14 protein-coding genes and 4 tRNA genes are annotated in these 18,946 nt (G+C 38.6%); 5 read left to right on the top strand and 13 right to left on the bottom strand.

What is annotated here, in order from left to right:
• The first annotated feature begins 5 nt into the window (after nt 1-5).
• Nucleotides 6-1,316, top strand: coding sequence for a putative histamine N-monooxygenase (basC, locus tag F903_RS08190; protein ID WP_005196153.1), 1,311 nt, complete (start codon nt 6-8; stop codon nt 1,314-1,316).
• 63 nt (nt 1,317-1,379) lie between these two features.
• Here the strand turns inward: basC and F903_RS08185 are convergent, their stop codons facing one another.
• The 5 genes from F903_RS08185 to F903_RS08165 form a co-directional block, all read right to left on the bottom strand.
• On the bottom strand, nt 1,380-3,665 hold the full coding sequence (locus F903_RS08185) for a TonB-dependent receptor (protein WP_171065219.1): 2,286 nt from the start codon (nt 3,663-3,665) through the stop codon (nt 1,380-1,382).
• An 87-nt stretch (nt 3,666-3,752) separates the two neighbouring features.
• Nucleotides 3,753-4,721 carry a siderophore ABC transporter substrate-binding protein gene (locus F903_RS08180; protein ID WP_005196151.1) on the bottom strand — a complete coding sequence of 323 codons (969 nt, stop codon included), beginning with the start codon at nt 4,719-4,721 and terminating at the stop codon, nt 3,753-3,755.
• 6 nt (nt 4,722-4,727) lie between these two features.
• Nucleotides 4,728-5,498 (bottom strand): iron ABC transporter ATP-binding protein, encoded by a 771-nt coding sequence (locus F903_RS08175; protein ID WP_005196150.1) that lies wholly within the window; start codon nt 5,496-5,498, stop codon nt 4,728-4,730.
• The gene (locus tag F903_RS08170; protein WP_005196149.1) at nt 5,495-6,442 is read right to left on the bottom strand and encodes an iron chelate uptake ABC transporter family permease subunit; all 948 of its coding nucleotides are present in this window, start codon (nt 6,440-6,442) and stop codon (nt 5,495-5,497) included. The genes F903_RS08175 and F903_RS08170 overlap by 4 nt, the downstream gene beginning before the upstream one ends.
• Entirely contained in the window at nt 6,442-7,383 is a 942-nt protein-coding gene (locus F903_RS08165) for an ABC transporter permease (RefSeq protein WP_005196141.1), read from the bottom strand. Before F903_RS08165 ends, F903_RS08170 begins: the two co-directional genes overlap by 1 nt.
• Before the next feature lie 554 nt (nt 7,384-7,937).
• Between F903_RS08165 and F903_RS08160 the strand changes: the two genes are divergently transcribed.
• The gene (locus F903_RS08160) at nt 7,938-10,034 is read left to right on the top strand and encodes a condensation domain-containing protein (RefSeq protein ID WP_005196138.1); all 2,097 of its coding nucleotides are present in this window, start codon (nt 7,938-7,940) and stop codon (nt 10,032-10,034) included.
• Between the two features lie 120 nt (nt 10,035-10,154).
• On the opposite strand, the gene F903_RS08155 is transcribed toward F903_RS08160, so the two are convergent.
• Entirely contained in the window at nt 10,155-11,987 is a 1,833-nt protein-coding gene (locus F903_RS08155) for a non-ribosomal peptide synthetase (RefSeq protein WP_005196136.1), read from the bottom strand.
• Between the two features lie 475 nt (nt 11,988-12,462).
• Here F903_RS08155 and F903_RS08150 point away from each other — a divergent pair, with 475 nt between their 5' ends.
• Complete coding sequence (locus F903_RS08150; protein WP_005196134.1) at nt 12,463-13,323, top strand: siderophore-interacting protein; 861 nt, start codon at nt 12,463-12,465, stop codon at nt 13,321-13,323.
• A 138-nt stretch (nt 13,324-13,461) separates the two neighbouring features.
• Here the strand turns inward: F903_RS08150 and F903_RS08145 are convergent.
• The 6 genes from F903_RS08145 to F903_RS08120 all read right to left on the bottom strand — a co-directional run bounded on the left by F903_RS08145 (nt 13,462) and on the right by F903_RS08120 (nt 16,472).
• A tRNA-Trp gene (locus F903_RS08145) sits at nt 13,462-13,535 on the bottom strand.
• Between the two features lie 69 nt (nt 13,536-13,604).
• Nucleotides 13,605-13,689 (bottom strand) — tRNA-Leu (locus tag F903_RS08140).
• A gap of 147 nt (nt 13,690-13,836) precedes the next feature.
• Nucleotides 13,837-13,910, bottom strand: a tRNA-Trp gene (locus tag F903_RS08135).
• 69 nt (nt 13,911-13,979) lie between these two features.
• Nucleotides 13,980-14,064: transfer RNA gene (locus F903_RS08130), tRNA-Leu, on the bottom strand.
• Between the two features lie 100 nt (nt 14,065-14,164).
• Nucleotides 14,165-14,989, bottom strand: coding sequence for a protein kinase domain-containing protein (locus F903_RS08125; protein WP_005196131.1), 825 nt, complete (start codon nt 14,987-14,989; stop codon nt 14,165-14,167).
• Nucleotides 14,964-16,472 (bottom strand): DUF3336 domain-containing protein, encoded by a 1,509-nt coding sequence (locus F903_RS08120; RefSeq protein ID WP_005196130.1) that lies wholly within the window; start codon nt 16,470-16,472, stop codon nt 14,964-14,966. Before F903_RS08120 ends, F903_RS08125 begins: the two co-directional genes overlap by 26 nt.
• A gap of 176 nt (nt 16,473-16,648) precedes the next feature.
• Between F903_RS08120 and F903_RS08115 the strand changes: the two genes are divergently transcribed.
• A complete protein-coding gene (locus F903_RS08115; protein WP_034594976.1) occupies nt 16,649-17,539 on the top strand; it encodes an ATP-binding protein in 891 nt (296 codons plus the stop codon).
• Between the two features lie 77 nt (nt 17,540-17,616).
• On the opposite strand, the gene F903_RS08110 is transcribed toward F903_RS08115, so the two are convergent.
• Nucleotides 17,617-18,177: a TetR/AcrR family transcriptional regulator gene (locus tag F903_RS08110; protein WP_005196128.1), complete on the bottom strand. Its 561-nt coding sequence runs from the start codon at nt 18,175-18,177 to the stop codon at nt 17,617-17,619.
• 92 nt (nt 18,178-18,269) lie between these two features.
• Between F903_RS08110 and F903_RS08105 the strand changes: the two genes are divergently transcribed.
• Nucleotides 18,270-18,809, top strand: a complete 540-nt coding sequence (locus F903_RS08105; RefSeq protein WP_005196127.1) for an HPP family protein — start codon at nt 18,270-18,272, stop codon at nt 18,807-18,809.
• Nucleotides 18,810-18,946 lie beyond the last annotated feature (137 nt).

The following is an 18,946-nucleotide window of genomic DNA, read 5'->3' as shown; positions in this document are numbered from 1 at the left end:
TACTCATGAAAAATATAGATATTGCTGGAATTGGTATTGGACCATTCAATTTAGGATTAGCGGCTCTACTTTCACACCACCCTGAGATAAAAAGTATATTTTTGGAACGTAAGCCAGAGTTCCGTTGGCATGAAGGATTACTCTTACAAGGTACGACCTTACAGGTTCCTTTTTTTGCTGATCTGGTCACCATGGCTAATCCTTGCCATCCATTAGGTTATATTAATTACTTACATCAACATGATCGTTTACATCAGTTTTATTATTACGACAGTTTTTTAATTCCTCGACGTGAATATGATCATTATTGTCGTTGGGCCTCAAAACAATTACCAACTTGTCGATTTGGAGAAAACGTCACTGATGTTGAATATGACTCAAAGCTCGATAAATTTATTATAGAAAGTGAATCAGCCTCAGGCGAAAATCAAAAATATATCAGTCAAGATTTAGCGATTGGTATTGGGACTAAGCCTCGAATTCCTCAATGGCTAGACACATGCAAACACCCTTTGGTAAAACATTCCGCGGAGTTTGCACAAATTCAGGAACAACTTAAACAGTGCAAGCAAGTCACAATCATAGGTTCTGGCCAAAGTGCGGCAGAATGTGTACTTGCGCTATTTAATGCACTGACTCCAGAACAGGTCGATGCAGGTGCATCTATTCGATGGGTGACACGCTCAGCAGGTTTTCATCCGATGGAGTATTCCAAACTTGGACAAGAGTGTTTTACACCAGCATATATGCAATATTTCCAAAGCCTGCCTAGAGCAAAACGTCGTGACATAGCAGCCAGTCAGGGACTTATCTATAAGGGGATTAGTTTCTCGACCATCGGGGAAATCTATGATGTTCTCTATGAACGCTCCGTCGGCGGGGGGAAATCTGGACTAAGCTTATATTCAAGCTGTGAAGTTGAATCAATCGAACAACTTGAATCAGGTTCTCTTCATCTAACCTGTCTACATACTCAACTGAATCAACAGTGTAGTTTTGAAACTGATGCACTGGTTGCAGCGACAGGCTATGTCCATGATTGGCCTGAATGGTTTGAAAATATGAAAGGTTCTGTTTTAGCTGTTGATAAACAACAAGATTGTATTGTTCAAGAAGACTTTACAGCTTCACGCTGTGATCAAGGACAAGGGCGAATTTTCATTCAAAATGCTGAGATTTTTCAACAAGGTGTTGGCTCACCTGATCTAGGGATCGGTGCAACACGAAATTCAGTGATTATTAATCAGTTACTGGGACGTAATGCTTATCGAATTCCTAAACAGTCTTCTTTCCAGCACTATGGTTTACCAAAATAAAATATGAATATCATAAAAAACCCGCGATTGCGGGTTTTTTATTCGTTTGAAGATTACAACAAATTAAAAGTCATATGATACAGATAGCATATACGTTCTTGGTGCGCCTAAAGCCAAATTCGATAGTTTAGGCATTCCCCAATAGGCTTTATTGGTCAAGTTATTGATGTCTGCTCTAAAAGTAACAGGATGATTTGAGATTGAGGTTTTATATCGTGTACCGACATCTATCAACGTACGACCAGGAATATGCAACGTGTTTTCTTGATTGATATACTGTTTTGAAACAGCTGTTGCATTGCTAGATAAAGTTAAAACGCCTTGTGCAACTTCGCTATCCCATTCAACACCCAATTTCCCTTGTGTTTTAGGAACACCTAAGGCCATATTTCCTTCATTGCTTTGGATTGCTGTTTTAGTCACTTCAGGTTCGATATAAGATGCACCACCCATCAAACGTACATTTTCAATTGGCGAACCAAAGAAGCTCCACTCAACCCCTCGATTACGTTGCTCTCCTCCAGATGTGTATACATTAGTCACTAAATCAGTATAAGCACTTGGTTTTTTGATTTCAAACAGTGACAAAGTATGCGCAAATGTACCTTGATCAAACTTCACACCAAGTTCTGTTTGCTTCGTTTTGTAAGGGGCAAATATCGTTGGATAGTTTGCCGCAGCAAGGGGAGCTGCATCACCTTTGGTTAAGCCCTCGATATAGTTTGCATAAACCGAAACTTTATCTGTCGCTTTAAATAGAATTGCGGCTCCTGGTGTCGTTGCATTTTTTTTATATTTAGTCAAAGTCGATGTCGGCACAAATAAATTACTGGTTTCCACCTCTTGATAACGTACACCTAAAGTTAACTGTAAGCGATCTTCAATAAAAGATAAGGTATCCGCCAGACCGTAACTATTTAATTGCAATTCAGAAATAGATATTAGAGGTGCATTAAAAGGAACCGCTTTCCCCCAAATTGGATCATAAAGATTGGTCGTCCATTCAGCACCTGCCACATTTCTTACCCCATAATCATCTTGATTATGTTTATAGTATGTCGCGTTGACTACCCATTGATGCCCTACTGGTCCTGTATTAAATTTCCCTTTCAACCCCACATCTGCCGACTTTTTATCGACATCAAATGCCAGTTGACCAATATTTGTTTGGAAGGTTCCAATGTTATCTAAAACAGTTGCAGACATCGCACCATTATATTTATATTCTGTTTTACTTTGACCATAGGTGACATACCCCATCATGTTGTTGGTCAGATCATATTCACCACGTATCATCGCGCCCTTGTCTTTAATGTCAACAAACGACCAATCTGGATTGAGTAAAGTTTCTGGTTTAGGTGGTTTTGGAATCGCGATATCTTTTCCAAGGTTGATGCCTCGTGTTACGCCATCAACTCGATCTTTAGATGTATAAATATCTGTCGAAACACGCGCACGATCACCGCGCCAATCCATTCCTAATGAAAATAACTCAGTTTTCAAATCCTGTTTTTCTACTGGTCCAGAACCATCCCGATATACCGCATTTGCTCGCACACCGAATTCTTTGTCCGCGCCAAATCGTCGTCCAACATCTAAATGCCCACCAAACTGAGAGTCAGACATATATGTCGTAGTCAAACGGGTTAATGGCTCGTCCGTGGCGCGTTTGGTCGTGAGATCCACTGTCCCAGCAATAGAACCAGTTGGTGGCATTCCATTTAGTAATGCAGATGGGCCTTTAAGTACATTTACTCTTTCAAACATTTCAGGTGAAGTTCGATAGTATGGGGTTATACCAAACAACCCATTCATAGACATATCACTCGGGCTCGACTCAAAGCCACGGATATAATAGTTTTCACTCCAGCCACCACTTGCTCCATTTGTGAACACAGATGGATCCGTTTTCGCAATCACACTTGTTATATCTTTTGCCTGTTTATCTGCGATATATGTATCCGTATATGCAATGGTATTAAATGGATTTTCCATAAAGGTTTTATCACCTAAAAAACCCAAAGAGCTGTTCGATGAAACCTGCCCACCTGCGTAGCTATCTTCTTGTTCGGCTTTTACGGTAATGATCGGTAACGATGTGACATTCGACTGAGCATTTTGTTGTTGGTCAATCCCCTTTGTCGAGACATTTGCCATATCAGCATGCGCATTTGATGCACAGATCATAAAGACTGTGCCCAATGCATAGCCTAATCGTAGCGCCATTCTTGCAGAAGCAATACCATTTAATGCAAATGAATGTTTTTTAAATATTTTACGATGTTCAGTTTCTAAATTACGGTTATATATAGCATTATTCATTTGAAGACCTTTAATGTTGTGATTCATTGTTCTATGCACCATCTACTTGAAATACCAAGCAAAATAGTGAAAACTTATGCTTTTAAAATCTTATTCAGCTATTATTGATGCAGCTTATTGGTAGCCTTTTTTTACATCATCCATCACTATTTTGAGTGAGGTTGGGCTTGCAGCAGTGGTGTACCACGCATCCGCATCGACAAAAATGACGCGACCATTTTTCCAAGCCTTGGTTTGACGTAATAATGGATTCTCTACAGTTTCAGCATTAACTTTTGAACGACGTTCCATCACGGCAGTGCGATCGACGATGTAAAGAATGTCTGGATCTGCCTGTTTAATGAATTCGCTCGAAATCGGCTGTCCATGCAAACTTGTATCTTTGGCCTTACTTGCTGGTTTTACCCCGAATGCATTAAAAACAAAGCCATATCTGGACTGGATACCAAAGTTGCTAAATGCACCATTATTATGTAAAACGACCAGTGCCTTTTCAGGACGATTGGCGGTTACTGCCTGTACTTGCTTCACTTCCGCATCAAGTGCCAATGCTTTCTCACGAGCCAAATCTGCTTTATTGAATATTTGACCTAAAGTCATCAAATGATCTTTAACGAGATTGATATGATTGCTCTCACTATCATTAAAATTAATGTCGTAATGAATAGTTGGAGCGATCTTAGATAACTCCTGATAGTGATTAACATGCAGTGGTGTCATCAAAATCAAATCTGGTTTTAATGCATATATGCGTTCCATATTCGGCTGTACAATTGCACCTAAATCTTGAATTTGCTTATCACTTTTATACTTTTCCAGAAAGTGCGGAACATAATCTTTTGGCATCCCTATGATCGGGATGTTTAATTGATACAGAAAATCAGCCTCATTCATATCAAGTACAGCAACACGTTGCGGAAGATAGTCAACGACGGTACTTCCAAGCATATGCTTCACCGTGATCGGTGCAGCTAACTTCTGTACATTTTGGGGAGTATCAGCAGCTTTTTGATCACATCCTTGTAATGTTATAGCCGCTGTTATGATTAGGGCTAAACCCCAATACTTTCTTTTACAGTTCATCTTTATTCAAGCTCCAAATGAGTTGAAGTAATTACACATACAGCCACGCTCACTGTATGTAATTTCAAAATCAAGCTCATACAGATCCGTTAATTGCGCCTCTGTAATGACTTGTTCTGTTGGTCCACTAAAATGAAGTTTGCCGTTCTTTAATGCGACAATATGGTCTGAGTAATTGGTGGCAAAATTGATGTCGTGAATCACCAAAATCACCGTCCGACCTTGTTCATCACATAAGCGTCGCAATGCACGCATAATTTGAACGGCATGTTTCATATCGAGATTATTTAGGGGTTCATCTAATAAAAGTACGTCTGTCTGCTGGGCAATCGTCATCGCTAAAAAAGCCATTTGCCGTTGACCGCCACTAATTTCATCAATATAAGATTTGCGTAATGGCTCTAAAGAAAGGAATTCAATCGCATCATCAATGATTTGATGATCTTGCTCAGTTAAAGCGCCACGGCTATATGGGAATCGACCAAATGAAATCAATTCCTCTACAGTTAAACGCAGATTAAATCCTGGGGCTTGGCGTAAAGTTGCAATCTTTTTGGCGTATGCCGCAGTACTGATATTGGCAATATTTTGATTATTTAAAAAAATATTACCTTTATCAGACTCAACTAGACGCGCCATCATCATGAGCAAAGTCGATTTTCCCGCACCATTTGGACCAATCAGTGACGTCACTTGCTGTGTAGGAAACTCAACATTTACGTCAGAAAGTACAGGCTTTGCGCCATAGGATTTATGAATATTCTTGACCTGAATCATGTAACACCTCTGGCACGAACCGTCAGCGTAAGGAAATAGATGCCACATACGAGATTGACCAAAATACTGACAGTCGTTTTGTAATTGAAAACATGCTCAACCAAAATTTGAGCCGCAATAAAGATGGCTATCGTGACTGCACATCCGAGGGGTAAGGTTAATTTATGCTTATAATTGCCCGCCAATGCATAGGCGATATTTGCAACAAACACCCCCATAAATGCTGTAGGGCCAATCAGACTTGTAGATACTGCGACCAAAATCGCAATCATTGCCAAATAAAAGCTGACATAACGATGATGGTCAATTCCAAGTGATGTCGCTTGTTCACGACCTAAAACCAAAACATCCAGCACAGGCAGTGTTTTTCTGCCCAGCCATAAAGCCACTGCTACGGCTAAACTAGAATAAAAGAGTGTTTCTGGTTGAGAGCGATTAAACGTGGCATAGCTAAACCCTTGGAAAACAGAAAACTCGCCAGGACTGATTTTAAGCTGAATAAATTGAGTAATCGTTCCAACGACCAACGTGAGGACTAATCCCAATAGCAGTAGCAAAAAGACATCGTTTCGACCAAATGGCAATAACCACTTATGAATCACCCACGAATAGAGCAGCATTAAAATAAGAGAAATAAAAAAGTTGCCATTTAATCCCAATAGGGTTAATCCGTGCGTCCCGAGAACAAACAGCAGTAAAACCTGCCACAATAAATAAATCGCTTCATAGCCCATAATTGAAGGGGTTAAAATACGATTACCAACTAATGTCTGGAAAACAATCGAGGAAACGGCAACACAAATACCGCCTAAAATAATTGTTGCAAGACGAACAAGCCGCTTAGGAATAACATAATCGAAATCCAACCCCGAATTTAGGAATACAAATACTAGAGCTAGACACAGCACTATCAGAAAAACGATCCATAGCTTCGCCATACGCATTATCGAAGCCCTCTCAAAATGAGGATCAGGAAGATAATGCCGCCTACACCTCCAGCCGTCAGCCCAATAGGAACTTCAAACGGGTAAATAATTGAGCGACCAATAATGTCACAGAGCAATAATAATGAAGCACCGCCTAAAGCGACGATTGGTAAGGTTTTAGCTAAATTTTCACCGTATTTCAGTGCAACTAAATTTGGAACAACGAGCCCAACAAAAGGAATTGCTCCGACAGTAATGACCGTTGTTGACACAGTAATTGCAACCAGTATTAAACCAATAGCAGCCATAACCGCATAACTCAATCCTAAACTCGAAGCCATCTCCTCACCCATTCCAATCACGGTAAAGCGATGTGCAAACAAGTAAGTCAATAAAACAATCGGGAAAATGATGTAAATGATTTCATAGTGACCTTGGACGATTCTTGAAAAATCCCCCATGAGCCACCCTTGCATACTTTGTAAAATATTGGCGCTATAAGCATAGAACTCAGCTAATGCACTCAGCACACTGCCATACATCAAACCGATCACAGGGACTAATACCGTATTCCTAAAACGGATACGGCGAATAATTGCGATATAGATTAAGCTGGCGATAAAACTAAAAAACATCGCAAACAGCATCTTGCTAAATGTGCTCGTTACTGGAATTAGTGTTAATGACACCAAAATACCCAGTTTGGCCGCATCTAAACCGCCTGACGTCCCTGGCTCTACAAATTTATTGCGGACAATGTGCTGTAAAATGACACCACACACTGACAATCCAATGCCAGTTAGCACAATCGCAATCAAACGAGGTATACGGCTAGCTGTGAGCGTCAGCCAGCTATCTCCAGAAAAGGAAAGCAATGCAGACCATTCAATTTGCTCAGCACCGAGCAACAATGAAACGATACATAAAATGATAAATAGACAAAATAAACCCAGTTGCATTAGGGGCATGCCCCACTAATACGCGATAAAGCTGATAAAAATTGAAAATGGAGCTGTATACAAAAATGATGATTGAAAATATGTTCAATTTTTAATGTGTTTATTGACCTTTCATGATTGAATATTCTCATGAAAATTCCTTAATTTTGTCGTGACTAAATGGCAAGCTCTCCCAAGAACAATGAATTAAGATCAATATTCGTGGGTCTATAAAATCATTTTTAAGCGGTATTAACTGTCTCAAATAAAAATTATTTACTTACTAATCAATATTTTATAAAATAACTAGAAAGATATAGATTATTGTTACAGCTATTATTAAAAATGATAATCTTGATGTAAATGAGAATCAATTATAGTATGTTTTAAGTAAAATGTAACCCCTGTTACCACATGTAAAGCATTGAGGTGGTGATTAATTCATTCAAAACCTGGGGATTTTACACGCATGCAAACACATAACATCATGAATTATATAATTTTTAATCTGATGCCTAAAATTTGCGAAATGAAAAATGATCAAAATAGCTTAATTTATAAAACAGGATTCACTTATGTTGGCACAACTTTCCGAAACTTCATCTCTCATGCCTGTTAGTGACCACGAAGAGCGCATCTGGATGTTGCAATTACAACAACCAGAGCAAGTAGCTCGTCACTTTAATCTATGGAAGCTAAATCAAGAATCTAATCTTCCACTCCTCAGCAAAGCAATTCGAGAAATTGTTGAAACTACACCTGATTTGAATATTCGTTATAAATTTAGCGATGACGGTGATTTATATAAATATCAGTTTGATGATTGGTCAGCTTGCTTAGAACTTAAAAATATTAAGCTTGAAGAAATATTTGACCAAGTAACACTATTGAAAGCACAAGTTTGGAATGCTGAAATCAATCCACCTTTTTCAACTTATATTTTTGATACTGAACAAGGTTTTTTTCTATTTTTAATCCTTCACCCGATCCTCGACCAATCCTATCAAACAGCCAATTTCATTGATGCAATAAAAGATAAATACCTACAATACTCAAGAAACAATGCTTCACTCACCCTAACTGAAATTGAAATACCAAATCATCTTGTTGAAAACAAGACACAAACTCAGGTAGAAACTGATCAAAGCTACGTTTCTCAGGTCATTTTGGAGGAGTTTAGAAATACACTCGCCGAGCCTGAGCTGACTCTAGATGATGACTTTTTTGATTTTGGTGGTCACTCATTATTAGCAACACGGATTATTGGGAATTTACTCAACAAACATGGGATTGAAATTCGATTTAATGATTTCTTTAAATCCCCATCTGCTGCAGGTTTGGCAACCTACGCCGCCATCAAAACCGATAGGATTAAAACCAATACATTAAAAAATCAAGCAAAAGCTCCACTTACGCTGGCTCAAGATTTTCTTTGGCAAGCATATTCAAGTTTCGATTTCAGTCCAATTTATAACCTACCATTTGCAGTAGAGTTTTTGGAAGAAATAGATGAAGGTATCTTCTTTCAAGCAATTAAAGATATCGTGGAGAGACATGCAGGCTTGCGTACAACATTCCATACTCATGATGGACAGACCTATCAACAGACTGTCCCAATTTCAGCGTTGGATCAAAAAAAATGGTTTTGGGGGAGTAATGAAAGCAAAAACATCACGCTTGCAAATGAAGCCTCATATAAATTTGATCTTCGCCATGAGCTACCGATCAGAATACGCTTACTTCGGAATGCACAAGGTCGACAAACATTATCATTTTTAGTCCATCACATGGTCATTGATGAGTGGTCTTTAAACACGATTATGTCAGACCTCAGACATGCTTATCTTGCTCGTTCAAATGACAAAACACCTATATGGAAAGCACCAGCTCACACAATCCATGATTTTTCGTTACTTCAACAGAAACAAGGGATCAATCAGAATCACATTGATTACTGGACAGATATGCTAAAGGGTGCAACCAAAGGGTTACAACTCACTATCCCAAATCAAGCGTTTGATACTACGGAAAAAACACCTCAGGTCAAATGGCTAGAACTCAAGTTTGAATCAGAAATGCATAACAAGCTTGCTAAATTTGCTAGACAGCACAACGCTTCTATTTTTACAGTTCTCTATACCACTATCGCTGATGCTTTGCATAAACAAGGACAACTCAAAGAAATCGTGATTGGTACATCTGCATCTGGGCGAACTGATCCTGAATTTTTTGATACCGTGGGCTACTTCACAACAATGGTTGCTCACCGTACTGTATTTAATCCAATAAACTCATTCCAATCATTACTTCAGAATATTAGTACCATGATTAATGATTCAATGGCATATGCGGATATCCCCATTAACCATATACAAAAAGCTTTAGGCATGCGTGCCGACGAAGGATTATTATTCGATGTGTTTATCCATATTCATTCAAATAATGCATTAAATGGTGCATTAGAAGCACCGCATGGGCGGGATATTCTTTACCGTCAAATCTTGCCTGAACGCGAAGAATCTATGTTCGGCTTACATTTTGAAATCATGGAAAATGTCATTGATGGACAACATCAACTCAGTATGATTATCACCTATCAAGCGCACCGCTTTCCCACCCCACTTGTTGAAAGTATTTGCGAAAAAATGAATGCAACCTTAGCACAAATCTAAATTTCGTATAAAACGTATCACCGCAATCGTGTGCTTAAAAGAACGGATTATCCATCCAGCTTTTAAGCACATTGCAATTCAAGTCTACTCAAACAAGCATCCATGCTATTGCAAAATGATCTAAGGATTTATTTTCTGCTGTACTCGATTCACAACATCTTGAACCGTTTTACATGAGATCAAAGTATAGAAATCAATTTGTGTACCAAGCTTTTGAGAGAGCTTCTGTGCAATAACCATCAGTTGTTTCGACTTAATTCCAATATCTAATATCTCACTCCTATAGAAAATATCCATTTTTTCATCTTTATTTTCATCGATATATTCACGAAAAATCATCAAAACAGAATTTCCAACATCATCAAATTTCGATTGCGCTTTTGCAGAAGGCGAGTAAATTTGATCTTGAGCCGTTGTCTGCAACGTTTTTCGATCAATCTTACCATTTCGGGTTAATGGGATAAGATCGACGGCTAAATATTTAGATGGGATATGTGAGTCAGGCAAATAAGCTTTTAAAAAACGCTTTAATTCTAAACCATTTAACTCAGTACTATTATCACGATCTGCTAATGTGTAAATCGCCACCAACTCCTGTGTTTCAGTGGTTGGATGCGTACACCCCACCACAACACAATGATGAATATTCGGATTCTTCGATAAAGTATTTTCAACTTCAACAGCTGAAATTCTCACCCCTTTTATCTTTAAATAGCCATCTTGACGCCCAGCAAAAATAATATTTTGATCAGCTCTAAAATAGCCTTGATCACTCATACGAAATGCAATTTGTCTTTCATTCTCATTGACCTGAATTTCAACAAAATCTTGGTAATCAAGCTTTCCATCACGTAAATATCCATTTGATAAATTTATCCCCACCATATACATCGTGCCCACCTCACCCATTTGGCAAGGCTGCATATTTTCATTTAGGATAAAATATTGATTGTTCTTTAATGTTTTGCCATAAGGAATAACCGTCTGATCCGTATCACCAATTTCATGCCATATACTCCAAATTGTGGTTTCTGTAGGGCCACCCAATGAAAATAAGCGCGCATTCTGCAATTGTTGTCTTAACTTGGATATTAATGAAGGTTTTATATAGTCACCTCCTTGTGCGATTAAACGGAGCGACTGTAGTTGCTCCGTGCGGGCCACACTGACCAACATATCCACAATCGCTGGAACACTACTCCAAATCGAGACTTTATATCGTTCTACTAGCTCGGCCCAAACCACAGCGTTTTTACTCTGTTCAAATGACGGAACAATCAAAGTTGCACCAACAGCCAAGGTAGCAAATACATCAAAAACAGACATATCATGGTGAAAAGGTGTTATCGCTATAACAACATCATCGGAACTGAGCTTCCATTCTGCAATGGTATGCGAGAGTACATTTGCAGTTGCCAGATTGTTTAATACAACACATTTCGGCATACCAGTACTTCCAGACGTATATAAATAATATGCTGGTAATCGATTGATCTCATAACGCCAGTCTGGATCACAGACAATGGTATTGAGTAAGGCCTCGTTGATATTTAAATTCGGTATACCTTCTACCAACGAGTCACTGACCGCAATCTCAGCACGACTATTTAAGAGTAAATAAAGAAGCCTTGATGGCGGTGAATCCATATCTATCGGTAACCAAATCATCCCCGTTAATGCACATGCTAAAGCGGTATAAATATGTTCAGGGCTTTTTCTCAAACAGATTGCGACCACTGATCCTATTCTTAAATCCTGCTTTTTTAATGCAGAAGCAATCTTAATGACATTCTGCCCTACTTCAGCATAGCTGATCTGCTGACCATTGAATATTAATGCTGTTTTATTCGAGTTTCTACCTGATATATTTTCATAAATTTTTTTCAAGTAATTCTCTAAATTAATATTTTTACTATCAAATTTTAGTAAATCTTGATTTAAATCTTTTTGCATACAGCTCAATCCTCAACATATTTGCTATTTCATACCTTCAAATCGAACATTCAAAAAATAAAGTGATAAAAATACTGGAAAATGATCATTTAAGGCATCATTGATTTTGATCCAGATAGCTCAAAATGGATTGTCAAAGTAACCATTAAAAATCTTCTCTCTTATATTTTTTTGTTCGAGGTTTGATACCTTAGCAAAATAATACAAATGATAATCATTTTCAATTATTAATTAATGAATCAACATCACCGTGACTCTGAATATTATTTATTAAAATAAATTATGAATATCAAAGATATAAATTAAAAAGAAAACTCATTTAAAGACTTTTTACAGGGAATATTTCAACTCCACAAACACAATTGATAACAATTATCATTTACAATGATAGAGCACTTCGCTATCTTAGTAAATAAAGACTGTGATTACTTCACCTCACAACACCTATCATGATCGTTTAACTTAGGTTATATCAATGACAAAAATAGCAGAGAAATCGAAACAAAAATCCAGTAATTTACTGAAAGAGAAAGACCATTTACAAGATATGGAACAGCTGGAGATGACCGTTGTGTCAATCCAAACCCCTTTTCCATCCATCGTCCGAATTCAGGGCACCATACATACAATCCAACCAGAACTTTGGAAATCTCCAAATTTGGCAGTTCGTTTACTGGTTGCTCAGCACGCAGACGGTCAACCCATCTCTCGTGTATATACGATCCGTTCTTTTGATCCGATAAATGCTCAAATTGAAATTGATTTTGTCAAACATGAAGATTTAAGCCCTGCGATGCAATGGCTTAATTCAGCCCAAGTCGGCACAAAAATTGGACTAATTGGACCAAGACCTCATTTTATTCCAAATTTTCCATCCCAAAAGCATGTTGTTATTTTTGCAGATGATACTGCTGTGCCCGCTGTTTATTCGATACTGAAACATTGGCCACATGGCATCAGTGCTGATATCTATATAGAAAGTTCTGAAAAAAATATTGCTTGTGAATTACCCAATCGCGATCAGATTCAGATCCACTTATTGCATAAAGATCATTGTTCTCTGGAAAAAGGCCTCCTGCTAAAAGCAGCATTTCAACTAGAAAACTATGAAAATCTAACGATCTGGGCAGCATGCGAACGCAATGAGGCACGAGCATTACGTCATTTTTTTGTCGACGAGAAACAGTTTGATAAAAATGACGTACGTATTGCAGGTTATTGGAAAGATGGCGTATCTGGCTCAGAACTAGATCAGTTACGCGCTCAACATTATCAAGAACACATTCAAAGAGGAAAAACCTTAAACGAATATGATGATCTTGATATGTCACTTTGATCCAATACGTTATAACAATTTAGAGGCTAAAGCTATTTAGCCTCTTGAAACGATAAAAGTACGATTAAATACACAACAAAAAAGGCTTAAATCATTAAGATCTAAGCCTATCTTTATATACATTGCATACTTGCAAAGTGGCAGAGGATCAAGGACTCGAACCTTGACGAACGGTTTTGGAGACCGTCATGCTACCATTACACCAATCCTCTAGAACATGCATGATTAAATCATATCAGACTTAACCATAAAAAAAGCAAGATACGCTTGCTCTTTAAATTTGGTGGGGGCGAAGAGACTCGAACTCTTACACCTTGCGGCGCTGGAACCTAAATCCAGTGCGTCTACCAATTTCGCCACGCCCCCGATGGATGTGTATATTAGTGATAAACCTTTCTGCTGACAAGCCCTTTTTATAAAAAAACCATGCATCTGAAAGCTAATGCTTTTTTAATATACAGATAAAAACAACAGAAATAAAAAAAGGACTTTCAATAAGTCCTTTTTCAAATTTGGCAGAGGATCAAGGACTCGAACCTTGACGAACGGTTTTGGAGACCGTCATGCTACCATTACACCAATCCTCTAGAACATGCATGATTAAATCATATCAGACCTAACCATAAAAAAAGCAAGACATGCTTGCTTTTTAAATTTGGTGGGGGCGAAGAGACTCGAACTCTTACACCTTGCGGCGCTGGAACCTAAATCCAGTGCGTCTACCAATTTCGCCACGCCCCCGATGGGTATGCATATTAGTGAGAAACACCAATCATGACAAGTCTTTCTGATAAAAAAACCAGTCAAATGAACATATAATATTCAAATCAAGTATTTATATTTACAACAAGCCAATCGCGTTTAGACAACCTTCGGCATCAAGCACTGACCTAAATCGCTGTTCAACTCGCTTTTGCAGTAAACCATTTAGAAGTGGAAAAAAACATTCAAGCTCTTGCGGGAGCTGAATCTGTAGTAGTTGGCAATGCAGTACAGCCCAATCATAATAAGTATCAGCTTTTAATTTTGTTTGCGTCAACCATTCCAACAAAATAATGCCCAAAGCATATAAATCACTTTGAATACTTTTCGCTGCTCCATGAAAAAGCTCAGGCGCCATATAGTGCGGTGTTGCATTAATCACAGGTGCTGAATCTGATAATTTAAAACCCTGCTCATAATCAATTAGCTTGCAAGCGCTGTCATATAAGCGGAAATGCGCTGGCTTTAGATCACCATGAATCCAACCCATTTGATGTATGCAATCGAGTGTGTTTAGAGCATCCGATATTTTCCGTTGAATGCTCTCAATATTTTTGCTGAGCAAAACATTGGTGAAGAATTCTTCCGCATCTAACAATATCAAGCCTCTACCCTTCGCTTCAAGGTGAAGACATTGCGGAGTCTGTTCTAAGAAGATGATGTGATGCGGCAATAGAAAATGCTGAGTCTTTATTGTTTCAAGCTGATAAAAATCCAATTCACCTTGAAAAGCAGGTTCTATGACTGGATCGGTATCAGCGACATGAAATTTAAGCCAATACTTCTGATTTTCAACCTGAAAGGTATATAAGCGCCGTCCAAAATCATAACTTCGCTTTTTCGTTTCTAACGACCAGTTGTTCCATTGAATAGTTGGATCAGAGATCCACGTAATAAAACTCATTCTGCTGCTTTTCTTCCTGCTTACGCAATAATGCTAAACAATGTTCAATGGTTTTACCAATCCGTGCATGTGTTTCAATCGAAGCGATTTTAGACCACGTTGCTCGCTCACCTTCTTGTTGTAAGCTTTGAAATAGTTTTGGTCGTGGATTTTGTAGCATATAGCTATAGTGCCTTAAACCATATTTGGCAATGATATTTACATCACCATAATAACGCTGCCCTAAAATCCCATAACCATGATCGAGCGCACGTCGAATCGGAAAGAAACCGCCCATTGAATTGCGAATTAAATCCATGACATCCATTGCAATCGCTTTACCCTGATGACGCACCACCCGTTCAGGCCAACTCAAGACATCACGGCGGAATCGCTCATTATCACTTTGCATAAATGGCACGATATGCGGGTTCACCTGACTGGCGATGGTATAATTAATATTATAAAGCCGTGCCATTTTTTCCTGAGGAAAATCACTGCGCATACTGCCATCCACCCATTTGGTGTTGGCTAGATACGGCGTATGCTGACCATCATAACGTTTACTGGTTAATTTCACTGGGGGAAACAACACAGGGACGGCACATGAAGCCAGCACTGCACTCCAAACCAAAACATTTGGCGCAGTTAAAGCATTTAATACTCGAGGATTTTGTGCAGTATTATAGGGCGCAACCGCAATATTAATATGCAATCCTGAACGTTGATAGGCTTCCGCAAAAGTGACATCGCCCATGTTGCGTATCAAGAATTTTTTGAGATACATCACATCAGCAATACCACCATGACCTTTGATCAACTCCATAAGACGTCTAAAGCGGAAGGCTTCATGGAAAAAGTGCTCTCCAGAAAGCAATGCGGGAATCTGATCAGTGGAAGAAACGCCGAGCATCCCTGTCATGATCGCACCTGCACTCGAACCTGAAATCACCTTGGGTAATAGATCACGTTCTAACAATGCTTTGCATACCCCAGTATGAAACAAGCCCAATGTTGCACCACCTGATAGCATTAAAGCAGGTTGTCCATAAGCTTTTTGGCATTCTTCAAAAAACTTTATTTTTTCTTTCAATTGGAAAGTAATACATTCACTGGATGCCAAATAATCAAAGCATTCACTGACCTCTTCAACATAATTTTCTATAATTTTTTTAGTGCCGCAGTAGGTCTCAGCAAACAACATCGGATGACCAATATTGGCAAAATCATAAGATAAACCTTCTCTTAATACATAGATCAAATCAAGGGTTCGATGTTGTGTACGATATTTTTTTAATAAGTTATGCCGTTTAGATAAAATTTCAGCATCAAAATAAGGCGAATCATTGTCATATTTCCATGCTTCAGTACCAGCTTCTTGGTCTAGTTTTAGTGCAATGGACTTCCATTCCGCATACCCATTTGCATGGCGTAAGCGCTCTTGTAACACACCGACCCTATATGTCTGATATGTATTCTTTTTTTCTAGAAGTCTATTTGACATTCGTGTTTCCAGTTTTGATGATTTTTTTCTCATTCTGCACCTATACAATGCAAAAAGCTGTCGCAACAATCAAGGATAAAATCGACTTATTACAATCTTTTCGATGAGATCTTCTTATTTCAACAACAGCAATGATAGTATTCCTATTCATTGATCACTGTGTTTGGTTTGTATTTATGGCTCTTCTTGAATTACCGGAATCTATTCTCCAATCGTTATCCAGTGTTTTGACACAATTACAGCAAACTCTCCCTGCACCAAAACAACCGACTGATTTCTCAGCTATCGCTTTTCGATGGGAAAATCAACAACTACTCGCCATTCAACAACCCAAAAAAATGCATTTGGAAGACCTAAAAGGGATTGAACGTCAAAAAGACAAAATTATTCAAAATACCCTACAGTTCTTAAATGGCTTGCCTGCCAACGATGTTTTACTCACTGGCTCACGCGGTACAGGAAAATCATCGATTGTACGCGCCCTACTCACTGAATATTCAGCTCAAGGTTTACGTCTCATCGAAATCGAACGGGATGATTTATCTGATTTACCCAAGATTCAAAAGCTGATTGAAAACCGCCCTGAGAAATTTATTGTTTATTGTGACGATTTAGCTTTTAACGCAGAAGATGAAAATTATCGTAGTTTAAAAAGTGTATTAGACGGTTCACTACAGTCCGGTTCGAGCAATTTCATCATTTATGCCACCAGTAACCGCCGTCATTTATTACCTGAGTTTATGCACGAAAATACGCCTGTGCGTAAAGTTGATGTTCCGCAATATACTGAGCTACATCCACAAGAAGCCATTGAAGAAAAGATTTCCCTTTCTGATCGTTTTGGTCTGTGGCTGTCATTTTACCCAATGGATCAACAGCTTTATTTAGAAATTGTGGAACACTATATCGTTCAAGCAGGTTTGCAATATAACGATCTGGTTCGTGGCGAAAGTTTGAAATGGTGTCAGGCACGCGGTCAACGCTCTGGTCGAGCAGCCTATCAGTTCTCTAAGTACTGGATCGGTTCGCAAAACCTAGAGAAATTGTCAAACTGCGCATCAGGTTGATTATGTTTCCCCAAGCGGCAAGAACAAGCCTCTGAAACGATTTCAAAGGCTTATTTAAAATTGCTGTACTTTCGTTTCTAAAGAGATGAATGACTAAAAGCATCCACGATTTGGTTGATTGAACTTTTGATATCAGCGGCAATTTTTGCATCATATCCTTCCACCAAAAAGCGGCTAATCAAGCCTTCAATCAAGGTGTAAATGATTTCAACCAATGCATCTGCATGAGGGTTTGATTCAAGACATTTTGCAATTAATGCTCGAATCCAAATCTTATGTTCTTTAGAAATCATAATAATTTCTTGATCACCCAAATGAGATTCTGCAACCGCTCTGACGAATAAGCATCCTTTAAAGTTGTCTTCTTGAAACCAAAGCAGATGCCAATCAATGAGCTGATTCAGTGCCTCTACTCCCGTGGCATTACCGATATAGGCGATTAGCCGCTGTCTAAACTTCGAGTCTCTGGCCTCAAGCACCGATCTCACCAACTGATTTTTATTTTTAAAATAAGTGTACATCGTGGTCTTTGAACAGCCTGACTCATCTCGGATCAAATCAACGCCAACACCGACAAAACTATTTTCATAAAATAATTTTTCTGCGGTATTCAAAATTTTACTTGCTGACTTTGACATAAAACTTTACCCAATTAAAAATAGTACAGATCTGTACTATTTTTAATTTTAGTCTTATTATTGACTGAATACAACGATCTTGTGAGATTAAAATGTTGTCGATATTTCATGGTAAAGAGCATCTCGCTCCTCCACCTCAATCCATTGATATTATTAGAAGTCTAATTGGCGGGACATTCAGTATTCTGATCTTAGTTCTCTTGAGCAAGTGGACCCATAATTTATTTATCATGGCACCTTTCGGCGCAAGCTGCGTGATTTTGTATGCCGTTGCCCAATCCCCTTTAGCCCAACCCCGCAATGTGATTCTGGGACACTTTGTTTCAGCTTTGATTGGCTTAGTCTTTCTTAAAATTTTAGGAACTTCAGCATTGAGTATTGCGCTTTCCGTCGGTTGCGCTATTGCTGCAATGCAACTGTTACGTTGCATTCACCCACCTGCTGGGGCAAATCCATTAGTCATCTTGCTCACCGCAAATACCATTCAATACCATTGGAGCTTCTTATTTTTTCCTGTGTTATTGGGATCGATCGCGCTGGTGCTTGTGGCTTGGTTGGTCAATAACATTAAGACCGATAAGAAATGGCCCACTTATGGACTCGCCTTGATCCACAGCAAAAAAACCAAATAAGCGATTTGATTAAAGAGACTATTTGCTCTCTTTAATCTTGGTCGCATCCGCATACAAAACTTAGGATCAATCAATAAATCCATCTTCTCTATTGCATATTTTCTAACCCTACCCTAAAATTAGGTAGATCAGTATAC

This window comes from Acinetobacter sp. NIPH 298 (genome assembly GCF_000369505.1).
Classification (GTDB): Bacteria; Pseudomonadota; Gammaproteobacteria; order Pseudomonadales; family Moraxellaceae; genus Acinetobacter.
This window is presented reverse-complemented; position numbering and strand designations above follow the sequence as displayed.

Bases quoted from the DNA above. Each gene is read 5' to 3' on its own strand.
- F903_RS08115 (WP_034594976.1), top strand. From the start codon at position 16,649: ATGGCTCTTCTTGAATTACCGGAATCTATTCTCCAATCGTTATCCAGT.
- basC (WP_005196153.1), top strand. From the start codon at position 6: ATGAAAAATATAGATATTGCTGGAATTGGTATTGGACCATTCAATTTA.
- F903_RS08170 (WP_005196149.1), bottom strand. From the start codon at position 6,442: ATGCGTATGGCGAAGCTATGGATCGTTTTTCTGATAGTGCTGTGTCTA.
- F903_RS08165 (WP_005196141.1), bottom strand. From the start codon at position 7,383: ATGCAACTGGGTTTATTTTGTCTATTTATCATTTTATGTATCGTTTCA.
- F903_RS08180 (WP_005196151.1), bottom strand. From the start codon at position 4,721: ATGAACTGTAAAAGAAAGTATTGGGGTTTAGCCCTAATCATAACAGCG.
- F903_RS08110 (WP_005196128.1), bottom strand. From the start codon at position 18,177: ATGTCAAAGTCAGCAAGTAAAATTTTGAATACCGCAGAAAAATTATTT.
- F903_RS08120 (WP_005196130.1), bottom strand. From the start codon at position 16,472: ATGTCAAATAGACTTCTAGAAAAAAAGAATACATATCAGACATATAGG.
- F903_RS08125 (WP_005196131.1), bottom strand. From the start codon at position 14,989: ATGAGTTTTATTACGTGGATCTCTGATCCAACTATTCAATGGAACAAC.
- F903_RS08185 (WP_171065219.1), bottom strand. From the start codon at position 3,665: ATGAATCACAACATTAAAGGTCTTCAAATGAATAATGCTATATATAAC.
- F903_RS08155 (WP_005196136.1), bottom strand. From the start codon at position 11,987: ATGCAAAAAGATTTAAATCAAGATTTACTAAAATTTGATAGTAAAAAT.
- F903_RS08105 (WP_005196127.1), top strand. From the start codon at position 18,270: ATGTTGTCGATATTTCATGGTAAAGAGCATCTCGCTCCTCCACCTCAA.
- F903_RS08160 (WP_005196138.1), top strand. From the start codon at position 7,938: ATGTTGGCACAACTTTCCGAAACTTCATCTCTCATGCCTGTTAGTGAC.
- F903_RS08175 (WP_005196150.1), bottom strand. From the start codon at position 5,498: ATGATTCAGGTCAAGAATATTCATAAATCCTATGGCGCAAAGCCTGTA.
- F903_RS08150 (WP_005196134.1), top strand. From the start codon at position 12,463: ATGACAAAAATAGCAGAGAAATCGAAACAAAAATCCAGTAATTTACTG.